Raw genomic sequence first — 22824 nt, 5'->3', positions numbered from 1 at the left:
GCAAATTGCCCCTACCCCTTATGCGCCAGATCGGTCGGGCCCAAATCGCCCTGACCGACGGTTGCGCTGGCCATCTCCATCATTTTATCGATCGACTTGCGTGCCTGAAGCCGCAATTCCTCATCCATCTCGATACGCGGCTCCAGATCGCGCAGGGCGAGATAAAGTTTTTCCATCGTGTTGAGCGCCATATAGGGGCAGATATTGCAGTTGCAGTTACCGTCCGCGCCCGGTGCGCCGATGAAATTCTTTTCCGGAACCGATTTTTCCATCTGGTGGATGATATGCGGCTCGGTCGCCACGATCAGCGTATCGCCTTCCATTTCCTTGGCGAATTTCAGGATCGCACTGGTCGAACCAACCATATCGGCATGGTCCAGAATATAGGCCGGGCATTCCGGATGGGCGGCAATAGGTGCGCCGGGGTGCTGGGTTTGCAGTTTCAGCAGTTCCGTCTCGCTAAACGCCTCGTGGACGATGCATACACCGGGCCAGAGCAGCATGTCGCGCCCGGTTTTCTTGGCAATATAGGCGCCCAAATGCTTGTCCGGGCCGAAAATAATCTTCTTGTCCAGCGGGATCTGCGACAGGATATGCTCGGCAGAAGAGCTGGTTACGATCACGTCCGAAAGCGCCTTCACCTCTGCAGAGCAGTTAATATAGGTGAGTGCGATGTGATCGGGATGTTCGTCGCGAAATGCTTTGAACTTGTCGGGCGGGCAACTGTCTTCAAGGCTGCAACCGGCATCCATATCGGGCAGCACGACAATCTTCTCCGGCGACAGGATTTTCGCCGTTTCCGCCATGAATCTCACACCGCAAAATGCAATCACGTCGGCATCGGTTTCCGCCGCTTTGCGTGATAGCTCAAGACTGTCACCGACAAAATCGGCAATATCCTGTATTTCCGGCTTTTGATAATAGTGAGCAAGGATGATCGCGTTGCGTTCTTTACGCAGCTTGTTGATTTCCTCAACAATATCCACTCCGGCCAAGCTGCCGCCTATTCCTCCACGTGCGTCCATCATCTTTTCCTTAAAATAGTTGTCGCCGCTATGCCACGAGGAAGCTGCAAAAATCAATCATCTATGCGGAACTTCATAATCTGCGCTGTCACCGCCTGATCCGCATTCATTCCACCTATAATATAATAATCACTGCCCGATTTTACGAGCCCCCGATGATCCATGCTCGGTTTGGCAAGCTTACCAAGCTCGATCCACTGGTCGGCGTTCAGGTCATATCCGAAAATCCGGTCCGTGGGTGATGCCGGAACCCCGTCAAAGCCGATACCATCAAAATTATACGGCTTATCGCCACCGCCAGCGAACAGGATCAGGCCGCGATCATCGTCGCCCGTCGCCGCCATCCGGTAAAGCGGCCCGCCGGGATGAGCATCCACCGCGCGCCAGGTAATGCGCGCCGGGTCATTGGGATCAATATCGCCGCGCCATGCAAAGGGGGCAGCGACAAATTTGCGCTTTCCATCCACCAGCCCCGCCACGGCCACGCCATCGGTGATAATCATGCTATTGCCCGCAAGACCGCCGGCATGGCCAAATACCGGCTTTCCGGGAAACTCGGTCGCCATGCGCCATGTATCTGTCCGCGTATCGTAAAGCTGGACCAGGGCAACATTGCCCTCGTCATGCCAGCCGGATACCAGATAGATATAGCGATCCTGATAGGGCAGCGCGACCATATCATCGACCGGAGTCGGCATGTCGGAAAGGCGTGAATATTCACCTGTGTCGGGATCATAGGCGAACAACTCTGGCGTGGAAAGCTCGTCGCCATTCTCTGCAACGCTATAGCCCCCGAAAATATAGATTTTATCCGCGACCGTGACAGCAGCGCTGGCCAGCCGCCCTTCACTGACGGGCACAGAGGCGATTTCCTCGCATGACTTTGTGCTTATCACGCACGCAAAGGCAGCATGGCTAGTGTCCTGCCAGCTTTTGCCGGATTTCAGCCCGTTAAAACTATATAGCACCGGATTTTCACCGGCCATAGCAACCGCATTATTGGTCATCGGGACGGGCAGAGAAAATTCGGCGGTGGCGGAAAGAGGCTGTTCCGCCGTTTCCTGACCGCAAGCGCCTAAAGTCAACAACGCGAAAAGGCTGGCCAGATACTTGCCCCCCAGTCCCCTCACTGCGCGTCCTGCCTTTCCTTATCCGCAAGCACATCCTTGATCGACCGGGATACGTCCCACCGGTCTGTATTGTCCGTGCCCCGTTCAAAGGCAAAAAACGCATCGACCTTCGCTTCCAGTCCGGCAGCACGCAGCGGCAAGACGAAACTCGTTTCCACAGCACGCCGGGCCGCCTCGCGGGCCAGTCGCATCTGCACCGGATTTTTTGCCTGTTTAGCCAACTCCGCTACGCCCTTTTTGCGATTGGCCTGATCCAGTATTTTTTCCGCATCCGTAAGCGCCATCAACACGCCGCCCTCACCATAGCTTTGAATCCGGTCAATCTGCACCTCTGGCCGGGCTATTTCGATCGGTGGTATCTCTATGGACAGTGTGCCGCTTTCCGCGTCCCAGCGAACCTTGTCGGCATCCAGCTTTGCAAGATCAACCTCATAGCGCACTGACCCCGGCATAATCAGCGTCTTACGCGCGGAAAGTCCCATGCGCCTCATCGTGGTGGTCACTGTCGCGTTATAGCTTGCGGAGAACACCGTCAGCCGGTTCTGTTCGCGCAGCCCGTCAAGGCTGGCACTGGCGATAGAAACCGGATCAGGGCTGAACCCGCTTTCCACTTTTGAAAGTAGCAACCATGACAGCGCCCCAAGGATTAGCAACACGCCAGCCATGATCGCCAAGGGAATGGCGAAGCGGCGATTCACGCGGACATTTTCCATATCTCGCCATCCGCGCCGACAATGCCTCTGTTCTGCAAGTCGATCAGATGCGCTCGCACCGATTGGCCAGCCGCACCTGTCAGGCGCGGATCAAGGCCCTTGTACATCTTTGTCACCATGTCGGGAATGGCCGCTGCGCCGCCTTCGAGCAGCTTCAATATCTGGCGTTCCCGCTGTTTGCGGTGCCCCATCATGCCGCGAACCAGTTGCCGCGGTTTTTCGACCTTCTTGCCATGCGCGGGATAATAAACCTTGTCATCGCGGTCATAGATTTTTTGCAGGCTGGCCATATAGTCGGACATATTGCCATCGGGCGGTACGATGACGCTTGTCGACCATGCCATGACATGATCGCCGGTAAACAGCGCGCCGGATTCCTGCAAAGCGTAGCACAGATGGTTGGATGTATGGCCCGGCGTTGCCACCGCTTCTATGGTCCAGCCATCACCGGACACGGTTTCGCCATCGACCAGCACACGGTCCGGATTATAGTTCTTGTCAAAACTTTCATCCACGCGCGGTCCGTCATCCTCCAGAACCAATGGCGCACAGCCGATAATCGGCGCACCGGTCCTTGCCGCCAAGGGTTTCGCCGCCGGGCTGTGGTCGCGGTGGGTATGGGTGCACATGATCGCGCTGATGCTGGCATCGCCAACCGCCGCCAATATCGCGTCAATATGATCGTCAAACACCGGTCCCGGATCAATGACTGCGCGATCACTACCATTGCCCACAACATAAGTCTGTGTCCCGGTATAGGTATAGGGGCTGGGATTGCCGGCCAAAACCCGGACGACCAGCGGTTCAAGCTGTTCGGAGAGACCTGTCGGAAACTGGTCAGGATCAAATTTCATGTTCATGATAAAGATGTGGCATATTCAAGCCAGAAAACAACCATGAATATCGCTATATAATCCGGGAAAGCTCCAAAACCGGCGTGTCGCCATGCTTGACAGAACCGGCTTTTACAGCTTTTCAGGAGGCCAAACGCTCAGGCTTTCCGGTTCTTTATGCCTTGGCGACCTCGATGATCGGCATTTGATCGCCGCCTGTTTCCGGACATCGCGACGCAGCGGTCTGCTTATTTTCAAGCGATTTCGAAGCTGCGGTCAATGCCGCTTTCCGGGCTGTATCCGGCTGTTCCGTTTCAGGGCAACCGGCAATATTGGCCTCAACATAGGTCCAACTGGTCGCACCTGTTCCGGCAACGGTGATTTTTCTGCTCACAGTAACGCATTCCGCCGCGCTACTTGCCACGGGACCGGACTGATGCACGCTGCCAATAGCGGACCTGAAATAAGGCTGGATGGTGAATTGAGAGATTTCCCACACGCGGGCCGCCATGCCCTTTTGAAGGGCCTCCCGCTGTGCTTCGCGGGCGGCTTCCATCGCTTCGCGCTGTATTGCGCGGGCGTTGTGCTGTGCCTCACGGACCTCGCGATTGGCTTTGGCGAGCGCGACGCGTAGCTCCTGACGTGCTTCCTGACGCGCAATTTCAGCGGCTTTCAGCTTTTCTTTCGCGTCATAGCGGGCCTGACGGGCAGCCTCTTTCGCAATGCTCCGGATTTCTTCTTTATCGGGCATTTCATCCGCTCTGACTGGTGTCGCAGGCGCAGCAGGTGGAGCCGCCGGAGGAACCGGGGGTGCTGGCGGAACGGGCAGAGTTTCCGCAAGGGATGACTTCGTCGCAGCGGGTTGCTGTGTAATAACCGCTATGTCCTTGTTTTCCAGATGAGCCTTTGGCGGCACATAGGCCTCTGCGCCCTCCACCGGCTGCGCTTCGGCTTCCACGGCATAAGTCACTGTTGCTGTGAGCGGCAAGGCCAGAGCAGTGCTCGCGCCGACCATCAAAGCGCCCATTCGTTTACGAAAAGCGGACTTTTCACTCTGACCCAGCATGATCAGCCGGTCTTTAATCTTGTTCTTCTGATTGAGCGGGCTGGCCAGACCAAGCTGCCGACCGGATACGGATTTCGCAATCGTCCGCCCGTAAACCGCCCTTACATTGCGCCCTCCATTTTGCAGGCCTTTTTGCAGGACACGGGCATCGCAAGCCGTTTCCTGATCCTGCCGGAACGCGGTCCAAGCAAACCATGCCACCGGGTTGAACCAGTGCAGCGACAGGACCAGAAGCCCGACAAAATTCGCCGCCAGATCGCCCGATTCATGGTGGGCAATTTCATGTTCCAGCGCCAGTTCGCGTTCGCGCGGCGCATAGTCGCGGAAGAAATTGGTCGGCACTGCAATATATTTTTCAAGCAATCCGAAAGCCAAGGGGCCACCAACAGCCGCGGTTTCAAGAATTTTTATCCGCCCGTGTCGCCCAACCAGATGCCCGTCAGAGATTATGTCCTCACGAAACTGGAAATAGCTCGCCAATTTGGTGATAAACAACAAGCCTGCCCCGCCAATCCAGAGCACCAAAGCGATCAGCACCCAGTCAACCGAGGCCAGAGAACTCATCACGGCGCTCTGCTCCGTAAGATGCAGGCCGGTCATATTCTGACCGGAAATATTATTTGCGACGGTTGATAATAACGGCGTAGCGGCTGCCGCCTCGGCACCTTCAACCGGCGCCGGAGCCTTTAGCGTCAAAGTTGGCATGAACAGCCTCGCCAGCGGCAAGGTCCAGAGGAGATAAGCGATATGCGGCCCGAAAAAGCGGCTAACCGGTTTACGGAGCATCAGAACCAGCACCATCAGAAGCGTCATCGACACCATCGTGTCCATCATCCAGTTGGTCATCTCTTCAGATCCCTTAAAAGCTCTTCGATTTCCTTTATATCATCGTCGCTTAGCTGATCGGATTCGGCCAGATGGGCCACCAGCGGCGTGACCTTTCCTCCGAACAGGCGATCAACAAATTTACGCGAAACACCGGCCAGATAGGAATCTCGCTCTACCAGCGGCGAATATAAAAAGCGCCGTCCGTCGCGCTCCGTGCCGATAACGGCTTTGGCGGCAAGGCGGGACAAAAGCGTTTTAACGGTTTGCAGCGTCCAGCCCCTGGCCTCACTAACCCGGTCCGCAACATCGGTCGCGGTCAAAGGCGCTTCTTGCCAAAGCACCTCCATGATTTCATGCTCGGCATCGCTGATACGCTCGACCATATCCACCTTCTCCCTAATGCAACCGGATCATACCCGCTATTGACTACATGTGTAGTTTCATTTGCCGAAAAAGTAAATATACCTTTTTCCTTTTCGTGGTGAGCGGGTGCCGCGCCGTGTCTCTTATAAGCAGCCATGAGCCTCATAAACAATGCGGCCGGTTTGTCGGAAAACTTTACAATTTCGGCAAGGTTAACAGCAATTTAACTATCCAAGTCCATGAAATATATGGCGTAGTAAAAACTGGCACGCATGGTGCAATACTTCAGATGTTCCTATGTTTCACACCCATGAAACCCTAATGCGGGGGGACGATATACTGGTCTGTGTCGTCCCTCCCATTATCCCCAAATAAAGACGGCCCGGATTGTCTGATCCGGGCCGCTTTATTTTTAGGGTGAACGCTGATGAATTATCTAACAGTAATAACCATCGTCATTCCCGCGCAGGCGGGTATCCAGCTATCTAAACCTTGCAGAAGTAAGCTGGATACCTGCCTTCGCAGGAATGACGCTTAACCCAGATGGTCTGAAACAGCCCTGACCTCAATTATTCGCAGGGGCGACCTTTTTCTCGGCCATCAGTTCGCCCAGCTCGCCAGCTTCATACATTTCCATCATGATATCGCTGCCGCCGACAAATTCGCCTTTGACATAAAGCTGCGGTATGGTTGGCCAGTCGGAAAATTCCTTGATGCCCTGACGAATTTCCATGTCCTGCAGGACATCGACGGATTCAAAGCCAACGCCAAGATGTTCCAGAATGGCAACCGCCTTGCTGGAAAAGCCGCATTGCGGGAAAAGTGGCGTGCCCTTCATGAACAGGACCACATCATTGGACTGTATTACGGAATCGATACGTTGATTTACGGCGTCACTCATTTCATTCTCCATTTCAGGTTCTATTCCGGAACCCCAGTGGTTAGCTGTAGTGCGTGCAACTCCCCGCCCATTTTACCTTTTAAGGCCGCATAGACGGCCTGATGCTGTTTCACCCGGTTCATGCCCGCAAATGCAGGCGACAAAACCGTAGCTGCATAATGGTCCCCGTCACCGGCCAGATCCTGAATCACCACATCCGCATCGGGAAAGGCTTCCAGTATCATAGCCTTGATATCGTCACTTGCCATGGGCATTGCAAATATCCTATGACGCTTGTTCGATATACTGGCGGCGCGCTTCGACCATTTTGTCGGCCAGTGCGGTGCGGATACCGGCATCGTCAATATCCACTCCCGCAGATGTCAGATCACCAAGCAGTTTGCGAACAACATCTTCGTCGCCCGCTTCTTCAAAGTCTGCCTGCACCACACCTTTGGCATAGGCATCTGTTTCTTCGGCGGTAAGGTTCATTTTTTCGGCAGCCCATTCACCTACCAGACGGTTGCGCCTTGCCGTGATTTTGAACTGCATTTCCGCATCGCGCGCGAATTTAGTCTCAAACGCTCTTTCACGATCATCAAAATCAGTCATAATATTCCCTAATTACCATTTATCCATCACTGGACCATGTTGAATAGAAATAGGCACTTGCTGCCTTGGCTACAAGATGCCCGATTAGGTCATTCTGCAACTTTTACAACCATCTTTCCAATCGCGCCGCGATCCGCCATTTTCTGGATCGCTTTTCCGGCATCGGCAAAGTCAAAGACTTCCGATACGCGTGGCTGGATCTTGCCTTCTTCCCATAGTTTGAACAACTGGTCGATATGGGCACGGTTCCCGGCCGGATCGCGCGCTGCATAAGCGCCCCAGAACACACCGCAGACATCACAGGATTTGAGCAAAGTCAGGTTGAGCGGCAATTTGGCAATACCCGCAGGGAAACCAACCACCAGAAAACGGCCTTCCCATGCGATGGAACGCACCGCCGGTTCACTATAATCGCCGCCGACTGCATCATAGATCACGTTGGCACCATCGGGTCCGACAGCTTCCTTGAACTGCGCGGCCAGTGCTTTCGACTGGTCTTTATCGAATGGTGCGCGTCCGTATATGACCGTTTCATCCGCACCGACAGACTTGGCAAAAGCGGCTTTTTCTTCGGAAGAAACCGCAGCAACCACACGCGCGCCAAAGGCTTTGCCCAGCTCAACGGCAGCGATACCAACGCCGCCGGATGCGCCCAGCACCAATAATGTATCGCCTTCCTTGATATGGCCGCGATCGACAAGCGCGTGGATCGACGTGCCATAGGTCAGGATTAGCGCGGAGGCATCTTCAAAGCTCACGCTATCGGGAATCTTGAAGACGCTGTTCTGGTTAACCGCCACTTGCTCCACCAGACCGCCATGGCCGGTGGTGCTGGCAACACGGTCCCCTACAGCCAGGCCGGTAACGCCTTCGCCAATGGAGGAAATGACGCCAGACACTTCGCCGCCGGGCGCAAAAGGACGCGCCGGTTTGAACTGGTAGAGATCCTGAATGATAAGGACATCAGGATAGTTGATAGAACATGCCTTTACATCAATGACCACCTGCCCCTTGCCAGCAACCGGGCCATCGACCTCCAGCATTTCCAGAGTTTCAGGACCGCCAGTTTTTGTGGACATTAATGCCTTCATCATTTTCTCCTCTTTCCCTATTTATTTTTATTTCTCTACGCAGCCACAGGCTTAAGCCACGGCTTTGCAGAATCAATGCTTTGTTCGTGGGCTTGTATGGCATCGGACTTCGCCAATGTCAGGTCAATTTCATCCAGCCCTTCCATCAGGCATTGCTGCCGGAACGGGTCCATTTCGAACGTGAAACGGTCCTGAAACGGGGTTGTCACGCTCATGCTTTCCATATCGATCGTGATCGAGTCGGTCTTTGCGACCTCCATCAACCGGTCAACCGCCTCTTGGGGAAGCGCAATGGCAAGCAGGCCGTTTTTGAATGCGTTGCCGGAAAATATATCCGAAAAACTGGGGGCGATAATCGCCTTGATCCCCATGTCGTCGAGCGCCCATGCCGCATGTTCGCGGCTTGACCCGCAGCCGAAATTATCCCCTGCGATCAGGATCGGAGCACCGGCATATTCCGGATCGTCAAACACATTGCCTTCTTTGGCACGAATGGATTCAAACGCGCCTTTGCCCAACCCTTCACGCGATATGGTTTTCAACCAATTTGCCGAAATGATAACATCTGTATCGACATTTTTCTGGCCAAAAGGAATGGCGCGTCCATCAACTTTACGAACCGGCTTCATTCCGCGTCCTCTCCATTAGAATCATCAAGCGGCTCATTTTCATAGCGGGTTCCCGCTTTTGGTTTCGGGGCCTTGAACTCGTCCAGCTTGCGTAGCTTGTGCCGACCGGCATAGAGCAAGGCCGCCGCAACCGCAGCCGAACCAACCGCCGCGCCAACCTTGGCTCCGGTGGTCCACTTGCCATTTTTTTCTTCACCCTTTTGCTCAGGTTTCTTTTTGGATGCCTCTGCTTCCGGGCTTCCGGCTTCGGGTTGTTTCTTGTCGTCTGCCATAACCAAACCTATCCTAGTTCACGAACATCAGTGATTTTTCCTGTAACCGCAGCCGCAGCGGCCATTGCGGGGGACATGAGGTGGGTTCTTGCACCCGGCCCCTGACGCCCGACAAAATTGCGGTTGGACGTAGAGGCACAGCGTTCACCCGCCGGGACTTTATCAGGGTTCATGCCAAGACAAGCCGAACAGCCCGGTTCCCGCCATTCAAATCCGGAATCAAGGAATATCTTGTCCAGCCCTTCCGCCTCGGCCTGTGCTTTTACAAGGCCGGAACCGGGAACGACAATCGCCCATTTCACGCCATCGGCTTTTTTGCGGCCTTTCAGCACTTCGGCAGCGGCTCGCAAATCCTCTATCCGGCTATTGGTGCAGCTACCGATGAAAATATTTTCCACTGTGACATCGTCCATCGCCTGACCGGCGGAAAGTCCCATATATTCCAAGGATTTACGCGCAGCATCCTGTTTGGACGGGTCGGCAAAACTTTCCGGATCGGGGACCTGTCCGGTGACCGGCACAACATCTTCCGGGCTGGTGCCCCATGTCACGGTTGGCACAACATCGGCTGCATTGATGGTAACGCTTTTGTCGAACTTTGCGCCCTCATCGGTCGGCAAAGTTTTCCAATATGCGACCGCCGCATCCCAATCAGCGCCTTTTGGCGCCATCGGACGGCCTTTCAGATAGGCAAATGTTTTCTCGTCCGGAGCGATCAGCCCGGCACGCGCGCCAGCTTCGATCGACATGTTGGATATTGTCAACCGGCCCTCGATCGACATCTGTTCGAAAACCTCGCCGCGATATTCGATCACATGGCCGGTTCCGCCCGCCGTCCCGATCACCCCGATAATGTGCAGGATCAAATCCTTGGGACTGATGCCGGGGCCAAGCAGCCCCTCGACCCGGATTTCCATGGTTTTGGAGCGCGTTAATTGCAGCGTTTGCGTCGCCAGAACATGCTCGACCTCGCTGGTGCCGATACCAAAGGCAAGCGCACCCAAAGCGCCGTGCGCCGCCGTATGGCTGTCGCCGCAAACCATGGTGGTGCCGGGCAGCGTAAAGCCCTGCTCCGGACCGATAACATGGACAATGCCCTGTTCCTTGTCACTGGCGCCGATATAGCGGATGCCAAATGCCGGTGCATTCTCTTCCAGCGCTTCAAGCTGAGCGGCGCTTTGCGGATCGGCAATAGGGATTTTATTGCCATTCGCGTCAAGGCGCGGCGTTGTTGGCAGGTTGTGGTCGGGAACCGCCAGTGTCAGGTCCGGCCGCCGCACTTTGCGTCCGGCTTTGCGTAGCCCTTCAAACGCCTGCGGGCTGGTAACTTCATGCACCAGGTGACGGTCAATATAGATAAGTGCGGTGCCGTCATCGCGTTGGTCCACGACGTGCGCGTCCCAGATTTTCTCATATAATGTTTTTGGGTCGGTCATTACGTGACTATACATCCTTATTTGCCAAATTGGCCATTATTCCAACCATGGCCCGTTTCCAATATGATGCCCCGTTTACCGAGAACAACTGCCCTTGCAAGGGAGAATTATTTTCAAAAGCCCCTCGCAAAGATGGTTCTTCACCAGATGAAGGCTTTTCCAATCATCGAAATATCGGTAACCGTCAGAGCAGGACCAGGCCCTAACCGGCAAGAGTTGGAACGACCGGGCCGCCCAGTTCAATCGCTTTCTTATAAGCCGCCCGCGCCATCATCCGTTTGCAATAATCCATTGATGCGGGGCGGTTGGCCAGCATCCCTGCGGACAGGGCAAGTTCGATGACATAAGTGATATTGATATCAGCGCCGGTAAACCCGTCACCAACAAGAAACTCCCGATGGTCGAGATGATGTTCCACATAGTCGAGCAGCTTAACGACTTCACCTTCGATAAACGGCCCATAGCCCTCACCCAGCCCGCCGAAACGGGGGCTAAGCATCTGGACAATCACCGGATTGGCCAATGTTCCTTCCGCAAAATGCAGCCATTCAAGATATTCGGCGCGGTCCTTTGAGCCGGGCGCAGGGGCCAGCCTGCCTTCGCCATACTGTTCCAGAATATATTCAATCACCGCGCCCGATTCCATCATCAGATGATCGTCGATAATGACGGTCGGTGCCTTTGCAAGCGGGTGGATAGCCGCAAGGTCCGCCTGCGCCCGCATGGTTTCGGGATGCCGTTGATGGCGCACCATTTCATAGTGCAAGCCGAGTTCTTCCAAGAGCCAGATGATCCGGGTCGAGCGGCTATATTCCAGATGATGCAGTTTGATCATATTCGGCTCCTAAGCAGGTTTAACCTTTTCGGTTTTGCCAAGCCTATATGCAGTCCGGTGGACAAACAACTAAAACAGTGTTTGCCACCTCAGACTACCACATCAGACTATGCGCCACCTGCACCCGAATGTTTAGTGCCCGATAACGCCCAGACTCTCGAACGGCCGTTCATTTTCGCTATATTTCTCGACCAGCGTCGCGCTTGCTAGGTTCAGTCCGATAATCTCGACCGCTTTGCCCTCGTTCTTCAAACGATTGACAATCTTGTCGAGCATACCGGTCGCAGAAATGTCCCAGAAATGCGCGTCATGAACATCGATAATCACCTTATCAATGCCCTCTTCGTTAAACTCCATCGCTTCATAAAGCATATCGATCGAGCCAAAGAAAATCTGTCCGGCGAAGACATAGCGATGCGTCGTCCCTTCAACGCTTTCCTGGATATTCACAAGCTGGCGCACTTTCCACGCGAAGAATATGCCAGAGAGCAACACGCCGGTCAGCACCCCGATGGACAGGTCATGGGTTGCGACTACCATCACCACGGTTGCCAGCATGACGAGATTGGATGGCCACGGATGATGGGTGATTTCGGCAATAGATTTCCAGCGGAACGTGCTGATCGACACGAACAGCATCACCGCGACCAGCGCTGGCATCGGGATTTGTGCCACCAGCGGCCCCAGACCGACGATCAGGACCAACAGCATCACGCCTGATACAAATGTCGAAAGCCGACGCCGGCCGCCCGATTTAATGTTGATCACAGACTGCCCGATCATCGCACAGCCGCCCATGCCACCGATCCAGCCGGTGACGAAATTGGCAATGCCCTGACCATAGGTTTCACGCCTTTTATCGCTGCGCGTTTCGGTCATGTCATCGACAATTGACGCGGTGAGCAGCGATTCCAATAGTCCGACTGCCGCCATGGCCAGCGAATAAGGGGCAATAATCTGTAATGTTTCCCATGTCAGCGGGACTTGCGGAATGTGCAGCCACGGCAGGCTGTCCGGCAAATCGCCCATATCACCCACGGTAGAGACATCCACTTTGAAATATATGCTCACCGCCGCCAGCACGATAATCGCCGCCAATGGTGATGGCACCCAGCTGGTCAGCCGTGGCAGGCCATAAATGATTACCAGACCGGCAGCGACCATCGCATAGGTTTGCCAGGTAAAGGCCTCACCTGTCAGTTGAGGAAGCTGCGCCATGAAGATCAGGATCGCGAGCGCGTTTACAAAGCCGGTAATCACTGACCGCGAAACAAAACGCATCAGCAAGTCTAGCCTCAGCAATGCGGCTATCCCCTGAAAAACGCCCATTAATATGGTCGCGGCAAACAGATATTCGACGCCGTGATCCCGGACCAGCGGAACCACCAGCACCGCCACTGCCGCAGTCGCTGCGCTAATCATACCGGGACGCCCGCCGACCATAGCGATGATTACCGCGATTGAAAAACTGGCATAAAGCCCCACACGCGGATCAACACCGGCGATGATTGCAAAACCGATAGCTTCGGGAATCAGAGCCAGCGCCACGACCAGTCCGGCCAGAAATTCGGTTTTAGGGTTGGAGAGCCAATCGCGCCTGAAATCGCTGTGTATCGCCATGTTATCGGCCTCCGCTGACTCTGTTATTGCTTTTGGGTTTTTGGATAGAAATGCTGCGCCGCAACATCATTGCGCGCGGCCTTAATCCATAGGTTTGACGCGGTCAAGCTTGGGAGCGGGACCGATGATCCGTATCTTTATTTTCCCCTCCCTTTCAAGGGAGGGGTTAAAGCGGGAACATCATCCCGCGCCGATCAGTTCACGTCCGATCAGCATCCGGCGGATTTCATTGGTTCCTGCGCCAATGTCGAGCAGTTTGCTGTCCCGCCAATAACGTTCCACCGGCCAGTCGGTTGTATAGCCCGCCCCGCCCAGTGCCTGAACCGATTCTTCCGCCACACGCACGCTGCTTTCCGACGCATACATGATAGCGCCAGCCGCATCGAAACGTGTTGTCTGACCCGCATCACAGGCTTTGTTGACCGCATAGACATAAGAACGCGCACTGTTCAGGCGGACATACATATCGGCAATCTTTCCCTGCATAAGCTGGAACGTGCCAATCGGTTTGCCAAATTGCTTGCGTTCGCGAACATAGGGAATGACCGTATCGAGACAGGCCTGCATCAAACCCAGCGGGATCGCCGCCAGCACCGCCCGTTCATAATCAAGGCCGGACATCAAAACACCAACCCCGCCGTTAATCGGACCCATGACATTTTCTTCCGGCACTTCGCAATCATCGAACACCAGCTCTGCCGTCGGGCTACCCTTCATGCCGACTTTCTCGATCTTTTGGCCGATGGAAAACCCTTTCATGCCCTTTTCGATCAGGAAAGCAGTAATCCCGCTGGACCCCGCTTCGGGCCGGGTTTTCCCATAAACTACCAACGTGTCGGCATCAGTCGAATTGGTGATCCAGAATTTCGTTCCGTTCAGAACATATCCGCCCTGCACCGCCTCGGCTTTGAGTTTCATGTTCACAACGTCGGAACCCGCTCCGGCTTCTGACATGGCAAGCGACCCGACATGTTCCCCGGAGATCAGCTTCGGCAAATATTTCGCCTTCTGCTCTGGCGTGGCCCAGCGGCGGATCTGGTTGACGCACAGATTGCTGTGCGCCCCATAGCTAAGCCCCAGTGCGGCGCTGCCCCGGCTGATTTCCTCGACCGCGATGGCATGTTCCAGATAGCCGAGCCCCAGTCCGCCATCCTCTTCCTCAACCGTCACCCCGTGCAGCCCCAGATCACCCATCTGTGTCCACAATTCGCGCGGGAACCAGTCTTCACGGTCCATTTTCTGCGCCAGAGGCATGATCTTTTCCTCGGCAAAGCGCCGGGTTGTGTCGCGGATCTGGTCAGCCATTTCGCCAAGCTGGAAATCAAATTGAGGGGTCGCGATCATGTTCTCTCCTTTGCATTTCTTTTTTGCATTTCTTTGCAATATGGTTGCCTCTGTAACAGATTTACCATCGGCTTCTAGTCAAATCATGGCAGCTTTTATGCTCCTGTTACGGGATACAAGTATATTGCGCCGCTCTTTCCCCCCTGCCATAGCGCGGCCATGCTTTATGACCTTGCCCGCCCGTTCATTTTCACCCTTGATGCAGAGAAAGCCCACGGCCTGACCATAGCCGGGCTAAAAGCTTTGCCGCTGGGGCCAGTGCCCAAATCCGATCCTGTATTGGCCACCACGCTTGCGGGCCTTGATTTTCCCAACCCGATTGGCATGGCCCCCGGTTTTGATAAAAACGGCGAAGTGCCCGACAAGCTGATCCGCATGGGATTCGGTTTTGCAGAGGTCGGCACGTTGACGCCGCTGCCACAGCCCGGAAATCCCAAACCGCGCATATTCCGCCTGGTAAAGGACAAGGCGGTTATCAACCGTCTCGGCTTTAACAATGGCGGTCAGGAAGAGGCCGCGCCGCGCCTGAAACGCATGGGCGGCCGGATGGGCGGCGGTGTGCTGGGCATTAATATCGGCGCGAACAAGGACAGCGAAGACCGCATTGCGGACTATGTGACCGGCGTTAGGAACATGGCGCCTTTGGCGGATTACCTCACGGTCAATATATCCTCCCCCAATACGCCGGGCCTGCGCGCATTGCAGGATAAGGGCGCGCTGGAAGAATTGCTGTCGGCGGTTATGGAAGCGCGGGACAATATAACAGGAGGCGCCCCGAAAGTGCCGGTATTCCTGAAAGTCGCACCCGATCTGGAGCCTGCGGATATTGACGATATTGTCGAAGTCACCGCGAAACACGGGCTCGACGCACTGATTATATCCAACACGACCATCACCCGCCCGCCATTGCGGTCGCCGCATAAAGGTGAAACTGGGGGGTTGTCCGGTGCGCCGCTCAAAGATTTGGCGCTGCAACGGCTAAAAGATTTTCGCGCGGCGAGCGGCGGCAATATCCCGCTGATCGGTGTCGGGGGCATTGCCAATGCCGAAGATGCCTATGAACGGATCAGGGCCGGTGCGTCGCTGGTGCAGCTTTATACCGCGATGATATATGAAGGTCCGGCAATGGCGCGTTCGATGACATGCAAGCTGGCGCGGCTTTTGAAACGCGATGGTTTTTCCTCTGTCGCCGAAGCGGTTGGAAGCGCCGATAAATGATTTGCTAAAATGTTAAGCCGTCCATAAACTTGCCTGCATGAAAAAACTGCTGACTTTATTCGCTTTTTCCTTTTTCACATTGCTAGCGGTCCCGGCTAACGCCCAAAATACCGGCACTGTAGCATCCGCCCATCCCGAAGCCACCAAGGCAGGGTTCGAGATTTTGCAAGCCGGCGGCTCGGCCAGTGACGCCGCAATGGCGATGATGCTTACGCTGACGGTTGTGGAACCACAATCAAGCGGCATTGGCGGCGGCGGATTCCTGCTGCACCATGATGGCAAGAGCGGGTGGCTGGAAACAATTGACGGGCGCGAAACCGCCCCGGCAAGTGCAAGTGCCGACAGGTTTCTGGATGCACAGGGCAAGCCGATGGGCCATATGGATGCGGTTGCCGGCGGCAAATCCGTCGGTGTTCCCGGCAATATGCGGCTGATGGAACTGGCGCATAAAAAATGGGGCAAGCTGCCTTGGGCCAAATTGTTTGAACCCGCGATCAGGCTGGCGGAACAAGGCTATGCAGTCAGCGCGCCGCAACATGACTGGATGAAGCGGCTCGAGAAGCTCTGGGTGAACTTTCCTGACATGCAGAAACTTTACTGGCGCGATGGCGCGGCTGCTCCACGCGGCACGATCATCAAAAATCCCGAGCTTGCCAAACTATTGCGCGAGTTGCAGGCTGGCGGGGCGGATGCTTTTTACACTGGCAAGACCGTCGCAGCCATTTCCTCGGCAGTGGCCAATGCCCCCAATAACCCGTCCACGCTGACCGAGCAGGATTTCGCCAATTACAGCGCGGTATTGCGCGCCCCTGTTTGCTCAAGCTACCGCGAATACCGGATTTGCGGCATGGGCCCGCCTTCTTCGGGTGCAACAACCGTGCTACAAATCCTGGGCTCCATAGAGCGTTTTGATATGGGCGCGCTTTATGAAACAGATCCGGCCCGCGCGTGGCATGTCATCGGGGAAGCGATGCAGCTTGCCTATGCCGACCGCGAAAAATATCTGGCGGATCAGGATTTTATATCCGTTCCCGTTGCCGGTCTGATTGACAAGAATTACCTTGCCAAACGATCAGCCATGATCAGCCTGGATAACGCACGCCCGCGCACCGACGGTGTCACGACCTATCCCGCTGGCACCCCGCCCGGAGCCATGCCCCGCACCGCCGCCATTTCATCGGAAGTGGCTGGCACCACCCATTTCACCGCCGTCGATGGGCAAGGCAATATTGTCAACATGACCTCGACCGTCGAGGGGCCGTTTGGTAGCCAGTTGCTCGCTCGCGGCATGGTGCTCAACAACGAATTGACAGACTTTACCTTTGCGCCGGAAAAAGACGGCGCGCCTGTGCCGAACCGTGTTCAGGCGGGCAAGCGCCCCCTCTCATCCATGTCACCGACGGTCGTTTATGATGCCGACGGTCAGCCCATCCTCGCCTTGGGTTCGGCGGGCGGCAAGCGGATAATCATGCATGTCACCAAAACGCTGATCGGGGTGCTTGATTACGGAATGCCGCTAAAAGACGCGATGGCGATGCCCAATATCTATTTTGACGCAGCCGGCCTGGTCGTCGAAGAGGGTAGCGATCTGGAAAATCTGCAAGAGGATCTGACGCGCCTCGGCCATGTTGTGAAGACTGGCGGACTGCCATCAAAACTTGCCGGTGCACAGAAAACGGATTCAGGCTGGGTCGGTGCCGTGGACCCGCGCAGCACGGGAGAAGCGGTCAGCAAACTGCCGTGATACCATCTGGATCCGTCATTAAGTGCGAGGGAAAATTCTCCTTAATCAACCCACAACTTACCGAAAAGATTGCCGGATAGTTTTATCCGCGCTAGCCTGTATTTCCAAAGGCGACAGGCCTTGGTCAGCATAAGCCGCGCGAGAGGGTGAATAGAGTGTCAGCAAAAAAAGTGAAAAACCGCTATCTGGAATTTGACGGTTTCTCAAACCTGGTTTCCATGTTCTTCCAACGCGCCCGCGAAGGCGGTGACAAGCCGTTTTTAAGCTCCAAAATTGACGGAGAGTGGCGGTCAATCAGCTGGGCAGAAGCCGCGCGGCAGGTGGCGGCGCTGGCAAAATCTTTCCAGAAACTTGGCCTGAAACCGGGCGACCGTATCATGCTGGTGTCCGACAATTGCCCGCAATGGTGCATCAGCGATCTGGCCATCATGGCCGCGCGGTGCATTACGGTTCCGACCTATACCACCAACACGCCGGGCGACCATCAGCATATTCTGGATAATAGCGGCGCCAGGGCTGTGATTGTCGCCAATCAGAAGCTGTCACAAAACCTGATCCCCGCTGTGCTGAAATCATCGGATGCAGATATTGTGATTGGCTTTTCCGATCTTCGCATCGGGCAATCAGGCCAGTTTTCGATTCTGAAATGGGATGATCTTGTCCAGGGCACGGATGAAGATGTCGCCGAAGTCACCGCAGAGGTCGCCACTATCCAGCGCGATGATATGGCCTGCATCATTTACACCAGCGGCACCGGCGGCAAACCGCGCGGTGTCATGCAATCGCACGGTTCCATATTGCACAATGTCAAAGGCCCGGCGGAGCTTATCGAAAATAACTTTGGCTGGGACGACGAAGTCTTCCTGTCCTTCCTGCCGCTTAGCCACGCCTATGAACATAGCGCCGGACAGTTTTTCCCGATCGGCCTGGGCGCAGAGATTTACTATGCAGAAGGGCTGGAAAAGCTCGCTTCCAATATTGAGGAAGCCCGGCCAACCATCATGGTCGTCGTGCCGCGCCTGTTTGAAGTGCTGCGCCAACGGCTTATCAAAACGGTTGAGAAACAGGGCAAGATGCCCAGCTATCTGCTCGGCAAAGCACTGGCCATCGGGGAGCGTGTAGCAGACGGTAAACAACGTTTGCGCGACAAGCCGATGGATATGTTCCTGAACAAAACCCTGCGGCCCAAGGTGCAGGAACGCTTTGGCGGACGGATCAAGGCCATGGTCTCCGGCGGTGCCCCCCTGAATCCCGAAATCGGGGTGTTTTTCCAGTCTCTCGGACTGACTCTGTTGCAGGGCTATGGCCAGACAGAATCCGGCCCCATCATCGCATGTAACCGCCCGAGCGTAGGCCTGAAAATGGATACGGTCGGCCCGCCGATGATTGATACCGAGGTAAAAATCGCGGATGACGGCGAAATATTGGTGCGCGGCGAACTGGTCATGCAAGGCTATTGGCGCAACCAGGCGGAAACCGACCGTGTCATTCAGGATGGATGGTTGCATACGGGCGACATCGGCAAGATTGACGAGGCCGGGCGGCTGGCAATTACAGACCGCAAAAAAGATTTAATCATTAACGACAAGGGCGAAAATGTCGCACCGCAAAAGGTTGAGGGCATGCTGACCCTGCAACCGGAAATCCTGCAAGCGATGATTGCCGGCGACAAGAGACCCTATATGGTCGGTTTGATCGTGCCAGACCCGGAATGGGCTTTGGAATGGTGCTTTCAGGAGGACATACATTATGACTTCGCGGAGCTACAAGGCAATCCGCTGTTCAAAGCCGCCATTGGCAAAGCCGTGGACCGGGTGAATGCAAGCCTGTCCGTTACCGAAAAGATCCGCCGGTTTGAACTGGCCGATGAAGCCTTTGCAATCGAGAACGAAGAGCTGACCCCCAGCATGAAAATCCGCCGTCACGTCATTCGTGAGCGCTATCAGGACAGGCTTAACGCGCTTTACAGGAAATAGGCCGGGTTCTTACATTCCCGACCCGACCGTCATTCCCGCGCTAAACCGGCATCATTCTTCCTTCTTGGTATAAGGCACAAAATCGCTAAAACTACAGCTTCCGACAATCATGCCGGATGTCATATCCTTGATCTGTGCAATCTCTCCGCGGCATAGCTGCGACATGGATCTGCGGGTCACCAATGTATTATGTTCGGCACTTCTGCAGCCGCCATAAGGTTCATTGACATAGATGGTTTTGGGATTGCTGCTACGCTTGTAAACCAGATATTTATCGCCGACTACGGTCAACCTTTTCTGGTCGGCGCGGTTGATACAGCTCACCGGCTCTCCGGGTTCGCGGTCCTTGATAATCCTGTCAAACTTGGCCTGATCTTTTTCGCTCAATTTGACTTCCGCCGTGCCGCTATGGGCCGCAGGAGCGGCCAGCATCATTGCCAGCGGCAGAGCAAAAATAATCTTACGCATCATCCTTCTCCATCAATGCCCCTCCCGGTTATCTCCGGGTTAAAGCCAAACTATATAATTCCTATCATATCATAACAGCCGGAGACTGCGATATATAAGTTTAGAAATTGTCTTTTGCCGTGCGCCGCTCCGCCAGCTCATTGACGGATGCAGCCCGCATGAAAGGGTTGGTCGCGGTTTCCAGCGCGATAGTTGTCGGGACTGTCGCCTCCCCCCTTTTGCGCGCGTCTCGCACCTTTTTCATACGCTCTTTCAGTGCCTGGTTATCCGGCTCCGCGACCAGCGCATATTCGCCGTTGGATAGCGTATATTCGTGGGCGCAATAAACCTGCGTATCGCCGGGCAATCGGGACAGCTTTTGCATATTGTCAAACATTTGCTCCGCCGTGCCTTCAAACAGGCGGCCGCATCCCATTGCGAACAGGGTGTCACCGACAAACACGGTTTTTTCATCCGCAATATAGAAAGCGATATGCCCTGCCGTATGGGCCGGTACATCGATCACCTGCGCCGTGACATCGCCCAGGCGAACGGTATCGCCCCCCTTGACTAGCGTATCAAGCGTGGGAATCCGCTCTTTTTCCGCTTCCGGGCCGGTAATATGACAGCCCGTCGCTTCCTTGATCGCCGCATTGCCGCCGGTATGGTCGGGGTGCCAGTGCGTGTTCCATATCTGGGTAATGGTCCATCCGCGCTTCTCCGCCTCGGCCAGCACCGGGTCGGCGACGGCAGGGTCCACAACCATCGTTTCTTTGGAAACCGGTTCATGGACCAGCCAAACATAATTATCGGACAATACGGGGATACGGATAATTTCAAGCATGGAGACAGGGTAATACGCGCTATCTCCGCTGTCGAGGGTTAACGGCAAAATAACCAATTCGGCCTAACAAGGACGGACTATGACTTGCCCGAAGACTTCACAGAAGGCCGGGACAACCAATAAGAAAGGACGCGCTTTGCGCTTATCAGCCGTATTTCTGGCAGTGCTTGTATTGTGTATGATTCCCGGGTTCTCGAGTCCGGTACGCGCTGCGGTTTTGGTATCTGATGAACTATGCACATACAGCACGTCCAAAAACGGCTCTATCGCCGATGTCCTGAAAATTGCCGACCGTTTCGATTGCTCTGAACGGAAATACGCGGTCAGCGGCCCGCGTGTCTGGGTTAAAATTCCATTCATGGATTCAGAAATCAAGGACGGCGCTGTCGAGATTCAGGGCGATAGTAGCGGACTCTCGTCCATGTCTGTGCACGCTGTTCTGGATGACGGCTCTATCCGGTCTGCGTCTTTTTCCGAACGGGAAGTGACCCGTAGCTGGCGGCCAAAGGGCAATTTCGGTTTGGCAGTGCCCGGCTCCGAAGACCCGCAGATCCGGCGGAAAATTCAGGAAATCTACGTTTCCATGGACAATCCCAAAATAGCGAGCTCGATTTTGTTCATGCAGCTGGCTTCAAAAGAAACGTCGGATAATCTGAAGCTGCCTTTGTCAGTAATGTTCGCGGCTTTGTGCGGCATGGCGATCATACCGCTTTTCTATAATATCTTTTTCTATGCCGCGCTGCGCCACAGCTTTTTGTTGTGGCACAGCCTTACGATCGCAGGCAGCGTGATCTATACGTTCAGTTCATCCGGCCTGATCTTCATCGCCTTTGCGGATGCCAGCATGACGACCAAATTCTTTCTCAATTATTGGTCCCTGACGATAGCCATCGCTGCCAGCGGCTTTTTTCTGGTTCGCTTCGTTGAACCGGGGAAGATAGCCAAATGGCTGGAGTCGGTAATTTTGATATCCGCTGTGTTCCCGGTTTTTGTAACGGCCTTGGCGCTGCGCTTTGACGGAGGATATAATCTGGAAGGCCGCATCTATTTCCACTCTGCCTTTCTCCCTTATTTCTTCGTCGTCATTTATTCGATGTTCCATGCGTGGCAGCGTGGCAGCAAGGCGATCTGGTTTCAGATAATAGCCTGGACCCCGATTCTTTGTCTCACTCTTGACCGCATCTTGCGCGGCATGGATGTCTATGTTGGCATACTTTCTTTGGATTATGCTCTATATTTCGTACTGATTATTGAAACGATTGTTCTGGCCTTTGGCGTCGCTCACCGGATCATGCAGTTACGCCTTAAACATGAAGCAACCCTACGCAAACAGATCGAACTGACAAGGCTGGCAGAGACAGATGGCCTGACCGCCATCGGCAACCGCCGGGCGTTCGAAAATGCTTACGAGCTCAACCGGACAGAGCGGAAATATAAGCATCTCGCCATTCTCGACATTGATTTTTTCAAACGCATAAATGATCGATACGGGCACGAGGTAGGCGATGATGTGCTGCGCATTGTTGGCAGCGAGTTGAGCAAAACCCGCCATTTCACCGCCCGTATCGGGGGTGAGGAATTTGCGTTACTGGTCGCAAGTGACGGACGGGAAAACCGCAAGGCGCCACCCTCAGCAGAGCTGACCCGGATCTGCGAAAACCTGATCCGGGCCGTGCACTGTCAGATGCCGATTATCAAAGAGCCTGTCACCTTTTCCGTTGGCATAGCCGCCATCGAGAAACAGTCATCGCTGCGATCAGTCATGGCCGTGGCGGACAGGCGGCTTTACGAGGCCAAGAATAATGGCCGTAATCAGGTTATCAGCTTTGAACTGCCCCAGTTGCAATCCGGCGGGTCGCCATTAAACGACAGGCTTGACGTGGCATCTGGCTGAGCATCAGGGTGACGGGTGCGCTTT

22 protein-coding genes are annotated in these 22824 nt (G+C 54.9%); 4 read left to right on the top strand and 18 right to left on the bottom strand.

The genetic code is table 11. From position 1 onward, the window contains the following. Window positions 1-11 precede the first annotated feature (11 nt). From nadA to VIN76_RS04460, 16 genes are all read right to left on the bottom strand, one after another. Entirely contained in the window at window positions 12-1025 is a 1014-nt protein-coding gene (nadA, locus tag VIN76_RS04535; protein WP_332040889.1) for a quinolinate synthase NadA, read from the bottom strand. A gap of 53 nt (window positions 1026-1078) precedes the next feature. Further along, a complete protein-coding gene (locus tag VIN76_RS04530; RefSeq protein WP_332040632.1) occupies window positions 1079-2155 on the bottom strand; it encodes a Kelch repeat-containing protein in 1077 nt (358 codons plus the stop codon). Beyond that, entirely contained in the window at window positions 2152-2868 is a 717-nt protein-coding gene (locus tag VIN76_RS04525; protein ID WP_332040631.1) for a DUF4230 domain-containing protein, read from the bottom strand. Before VIN76_RS04525 ends, VIN76_RS04530 begins: the two co-directional genes overlap by 4 nt. Then, entirely contained in the window at window positions 2850-3728 is an 879-nt protein-coding gene (locus VIN76_RS04520) for an MBL fold metallo-hydrolase (RefSeq protein WP_332040630.1), read from the bottom strand. Before VIN76_RS04520 ends, VIN76_RS04525 begins: the two co-directional genes overlap by 19 nt. Window positions 3729-3876: 148 nt before the next feature. Then, window positions 3877-5613 carry a M56 family metallopeptidase gene (locus VIN76_RS04515; RefSeq protein ID WP_332040629.1) on the bottom strand — a complete coding sequence of 579 codons (1737 nt, stop codon included), beginning with the start codon at window positions 5611-5613 and terminating at the stop codon, window positions 3877-3879. Beyond that, window positions 5610-5978 (bottom strand): BlaI/MecI/CopY family transcriptional regulator, encoded by a 369-nt coding sequence (locus tag VIN76_RS04510; RefSeq protein ID WP_332040628.1) that lies wholly within the window; start codon window positions 5976-5978, stop codon window positions 5610-5612. The genes VIN76_RS04515 and VIN76_RS04510 overlap by 4 nt, the downstream gene beginning before the upstream one ends. 545 nt (window positions 5979-6523) lie before the next feature. Then, window positions 6524-6859, bottom strand: a complete 336-nt coding sequence (gene grxD, locus VIN76_RS04505; protein WP_332040627.1) for a Grx4 family monothiol glutaredoxin — start codon at window positions 6857-6859, stop codon at window positions 6524-6526. Window positions 6860-6879: 20 nt separating this feature from the next. After that, a complete protein-coding gene (locus VIN76_RS04500) occupies window positions 6880-7113 on the bottom strand; it encodes a BolA family transcriptional regulator (protein WP_332040626.1) in 234 nt (77 codons plus the stop codon). A gap of 10 nt (window positions 7114-7123) precedes the next feature. Continuing rightward, window positions 7124-7450 (bottom strand): DUF1476 domain-containing protein, encoded by a 327-nt coding sequence (locus VIN76_RS04495; RefSeq protein ID WP_332040625.1) that lies wholly within the window; start codon window positions 7448-7450, stop codon window positions 7124-7126. 89 nt (window positions 7451-7539) lie between these two features. Beyond that, the gene (locus VIN76_RS04490) at window positions 7540-8541 is read right to left on the bottom strand and encodes an NADPH:quinone oxidoreductase family protein (protein ID WP_332040888.1); all 1002 of its coding nucleotides are present in this window, start codon (window positions 8539-8541) and stop codon (window positions 7540-7542) included. Window positions 8542-8576: 35 nt separating this feature from the next. Further along, window positions 8577-9170, bottom strand: a complete 594-nt coding sequence (gene leuD / locus VIN76_RS04485; protein ID WP_332040624.1) for a 3-isopropylmalate dehydratase small subunit — start codon at window positions 9168-9170, stop codon at window positions 8577-8579. Next, window positions 9167-9442 (bottom strand): hypothetical protein, encoded by a 276-nt coding sequence (locus VIN76_RS04480; protein WP_332040623.1) that lies wholly within the window; start codon window positions 9440-9442, stop codon window positions 9167-9169. The genes leuD and VIN76_RS04480 overlap by 4 nt, the downstream gene beginning before the upstream one ends. Window positions 9443-9450: 8 nt before the next feature. Further along, window positions 9451-10878 carry a 3-isopropylmalate dehydratase large subunit gene (gene leuC / locus VIN76_RS04475; protein WP_332040622.1) on the bottom strand — a complete coding sequence of 476 codons (1428 nt, stop codon included), beginning with the start codon at window positions 10876-10878 and terminating at the stop codon, window positions 9451-9453. Window positions 10879-11080: 202 nt separating this feature from the next. Then, complete coding sequence (locus VIN76_RS04470) at window positions 11081-11713, bottom strand: glutathione S-transferase family protein (protein WP_332040621.1); 633 nt, start codon at window positions 11711-11713, stop codon at window positions 11081-11083. Between the two features lie 132 nt (window positions 11714-11845). Continuing rightward, complete coding sequence (locus tag VIN76_RS04465; protein WP_332040620.1) at window positions 11846-13333, bottom strand: SulP family inorganic anion transporter; 1488 nt, start codon at window positions 13331-13333, stop codon at window positions 11846-11848. 180 nt (window positions 13334-13513) lie between these two features. Then, window positions 13514-14677 carry an isovaleryl-CoA dehydrogenase gene (locus VIN76_RS04460; RefSeq protein ID WP_332040619.1) on the bottom strand — a complete coding sequence of 388 codons (1164 nt, stop codon included), beginning with the start codon at window positions 14675-14677 and terminating at the stop codon, window positions 13514-13516. Between the two features lie 159 nt (window positions 14678-14836). Between VIN76_RS04460 and VIN76_RS04455 the strand changes: the two genes are divergently transcribed. From VIN76_RS04455 to VIN76_RS04445, 3 genes are all read left to right on the top strand, one after another. Beyond that, complete coding sequence (locus VIN76_RS04455) at window positions 14837-15895, top strand: quinone-dependent dihydroorotate dehydrogenase (protein ID WP_332040618.1); 1059 nt, start codon at window positions 14837-14839, stop codon at window positions 15893-15895. 37 nt (window positions 15896-15932) lie between these two features. Continuing rightward, entirely contained in the window at window positions 15933-17639 is a 1707-nt protein-coding gene (ggt, locus tag VIN76_RS04450) for a gamma-glutamyltransferase (RefSeq protein WP_332040617.1), read from the top strand. Between the two features lie 218 nt (window positions 17640-17857). Then, the gene (locus tag VIN76_RS04445) at window positions 17858-19615 is read left to right on the top strand and encodes an AMP-dependent synthetase/ligase (protein ID WP_332040887.1); all 1758 of its coding nucleotides are present in this window, start codon (window positions 17858-17860) and stop codon (window positions 19613-19615) included. Window positions 19616-19666: 51 nt separating this feature from the next. On the opposite strand, the gene VIN76_RS04440 is transcribed toward VIN76_RS04445, so the two are convergent. After that, window positions 19667-20086: a hypothetical protein gene (locus VIN76_RS04440; protein ID WP_332040616.1), complete on the bottom strand. Its 420-nt coding sequence runs from the start codon at window positions 20084-20086 to the stop codon at window positions 19667-19669. A 97-nt stretch (window positions 20087-20183) separates the two neighbouring features. Further along, entirely contained in the window at window positions 20184-20906 is a 723-nt protein-coding gene (gene gloB / locus VIN76_RS04435; RefSeq protein ID WP_332040615.1) for a hydroxyacylglutathione hydrolase, read from the bottom strand. 217 nt (window positions 20907-21123) lie between these two features. On the opposite strand from gloB, the gene VIN76_RS04430 reads away from it, so the two are divergent. Further along, window positions 21124-22800, top strand: a complete 1677-nt coding sequence (locus VIN76_RS04430; RefSeq protein WP_332040614.1) for a diguanylate cyclase — start codon at window positions 21124-21126, stop codon at window positions 22798-22800. The last annotated feature ends 24 nt before the right edge of the window (window positions 22801-22824 follow it).

The organism is Parasphingorhabdus sp. (assembly GCF_036568145.1).
Taxonomy (GTDB): domain Bacteria; phylum Pseudomonadota; class Alphaproteobacteria; order Sphingomonadales; family Sphingomonadaceae; genus Parasphingorhabdus.
The sequence above is the reverse complement of the archived record's forward strand: the minus strand, read 5'-3'. Positions and strand labels throughout refer to the sequence as shown.

Coding starts and splice junctions, on each gene's coding strand:
- nadA (WP_332040889.1), bottom strand. CDS start 1,025: ATGGACGCACGTGGAGGAATAGGCGGCAGCTTGGCCGGAGTGGATATT.
- VIN76_RS04525 (WP_332040631.1), bottom strand. CDS start 2,868: ATGGAAAATGTCCGCGTGAATCGCCGCTTCGCCATTCCCTTGGCGATC.
- VIN76_RS04520 (WP_332040630.1), bottom strand. CDS start 3,728: ATGAACATGAAATTTGATCCTGACCAGTTTCCGACAGGTCTCTCCGAA.
- VIN76_RS04515 (WP_332040629.1), bottom strand. CDS start 5,613: ATGACCAACTGGATGATGGACACGATGGTGTCGATGACGCTTCTGATG.
- VIN76_RS04510 (WP_332040628.1), bottom strand. CDS start 5,978: ATGGTCGAGCGTATCAGCGATGCCGAGCATGAAATCATGGAGGTGCTT.
- grxD (WP_332040627.1), bottom strand. CDS start 6,859: ATGAGTGACGCCGTAAATCAACGTATCGATTCCGTAATACAGTCCAAT.
- VIN76_RS04500 (WP_332040626.1), bottom strand. CDS start 7,113: ATGCCCATGGCAAGTGACGATATCAAGGCTATGATACTGGAAGCCTTT.
- VIN76_RS04495 (WP_332040625.1), bottom strand. CDS start 7,450: ATGACTGATTTTGATGATCGTGAAAGAGCGTTTGAGACTAAATTCGCG.
- VIN76_RS04490 (WP_332040888.1), bottom strand. CDS start 8,541: ATGAAGGCATTAATGTCCACAAAAACTGGCGGTCCTGAAACTCTGGAA.
- leuD (WP_332040624.1), bottom strand. CDS start 9,170: ATGAAGCCGGTTCGTAAAGTTGATGGACGCGCCATTCCTTTTGGCCAG.
- VIN76_RS04480 (WP_332040623.1), bottom strand. CDS start 9,442: ATGGCAGACGACAAGAAACAACCCGAAGCCGGAAGCCCGGAAGCAGAG.
- leuC (WP_332040622.1), bottom strand. CDS start 10,878: ATGACCGACCCAAAAACATTATATGAGAAAATCTGGGACGCGCACGTC.
- VIN76_RS04470 (WP_332040621.1), bottom strand. CDS start 11,713: ATGATCAAACTGCATCATCTGGAATATAGCCGCTCGACCCGGATCATC.
- VIN76_RS04465 (WP_332040620.1), bottom strand. CDS start 13,333: ATGGCGATACACAGCGATTTCAGGCGCGATTGGCTCTCCAACCCTAAA.
- VIN76_RS04460 (WP_332040619.1), bottom strand. CDS start 14,677: ATGATCGCGACCCCTCAATTTGATTTCCAGCTTGGCGAAATGGCTGAC.
- VIN76_RS04455 (WP_332040618.1), top strand. CDS start 14,837: ATGCTTTATGACCTTGCCCGCCCGTTCATTTTCACCCTTGATGCAGAG.
- ggt (WP_332040617.1), top strand. CDS start 15,933: ATGAAAAAACTGCTGACTTTATTCGCTTTTTCCTTTTTCACATTGCTA.
- VIN76_RS04445 (WP_332040887.1), top strand. CDS start 17,858: ATGTTCTTCCAACGCGCCCGCGAAGGCGGTGACAAGCCGTTTTTAAGC.
- VIN76_RS04440 (WP_332040616.1), bottom strand. CDS start 20,086: ATGATGCGTAAGATTATTTTTGCTCTGCCGCTGGCAATGATGCTGGCC.
- gloB (WP_332040615.1), bottom strand. CDS start 20,906: ATGCTTGAAATTATCCGTATCCCCGTATTGTCCGATAATTATGTTTGG.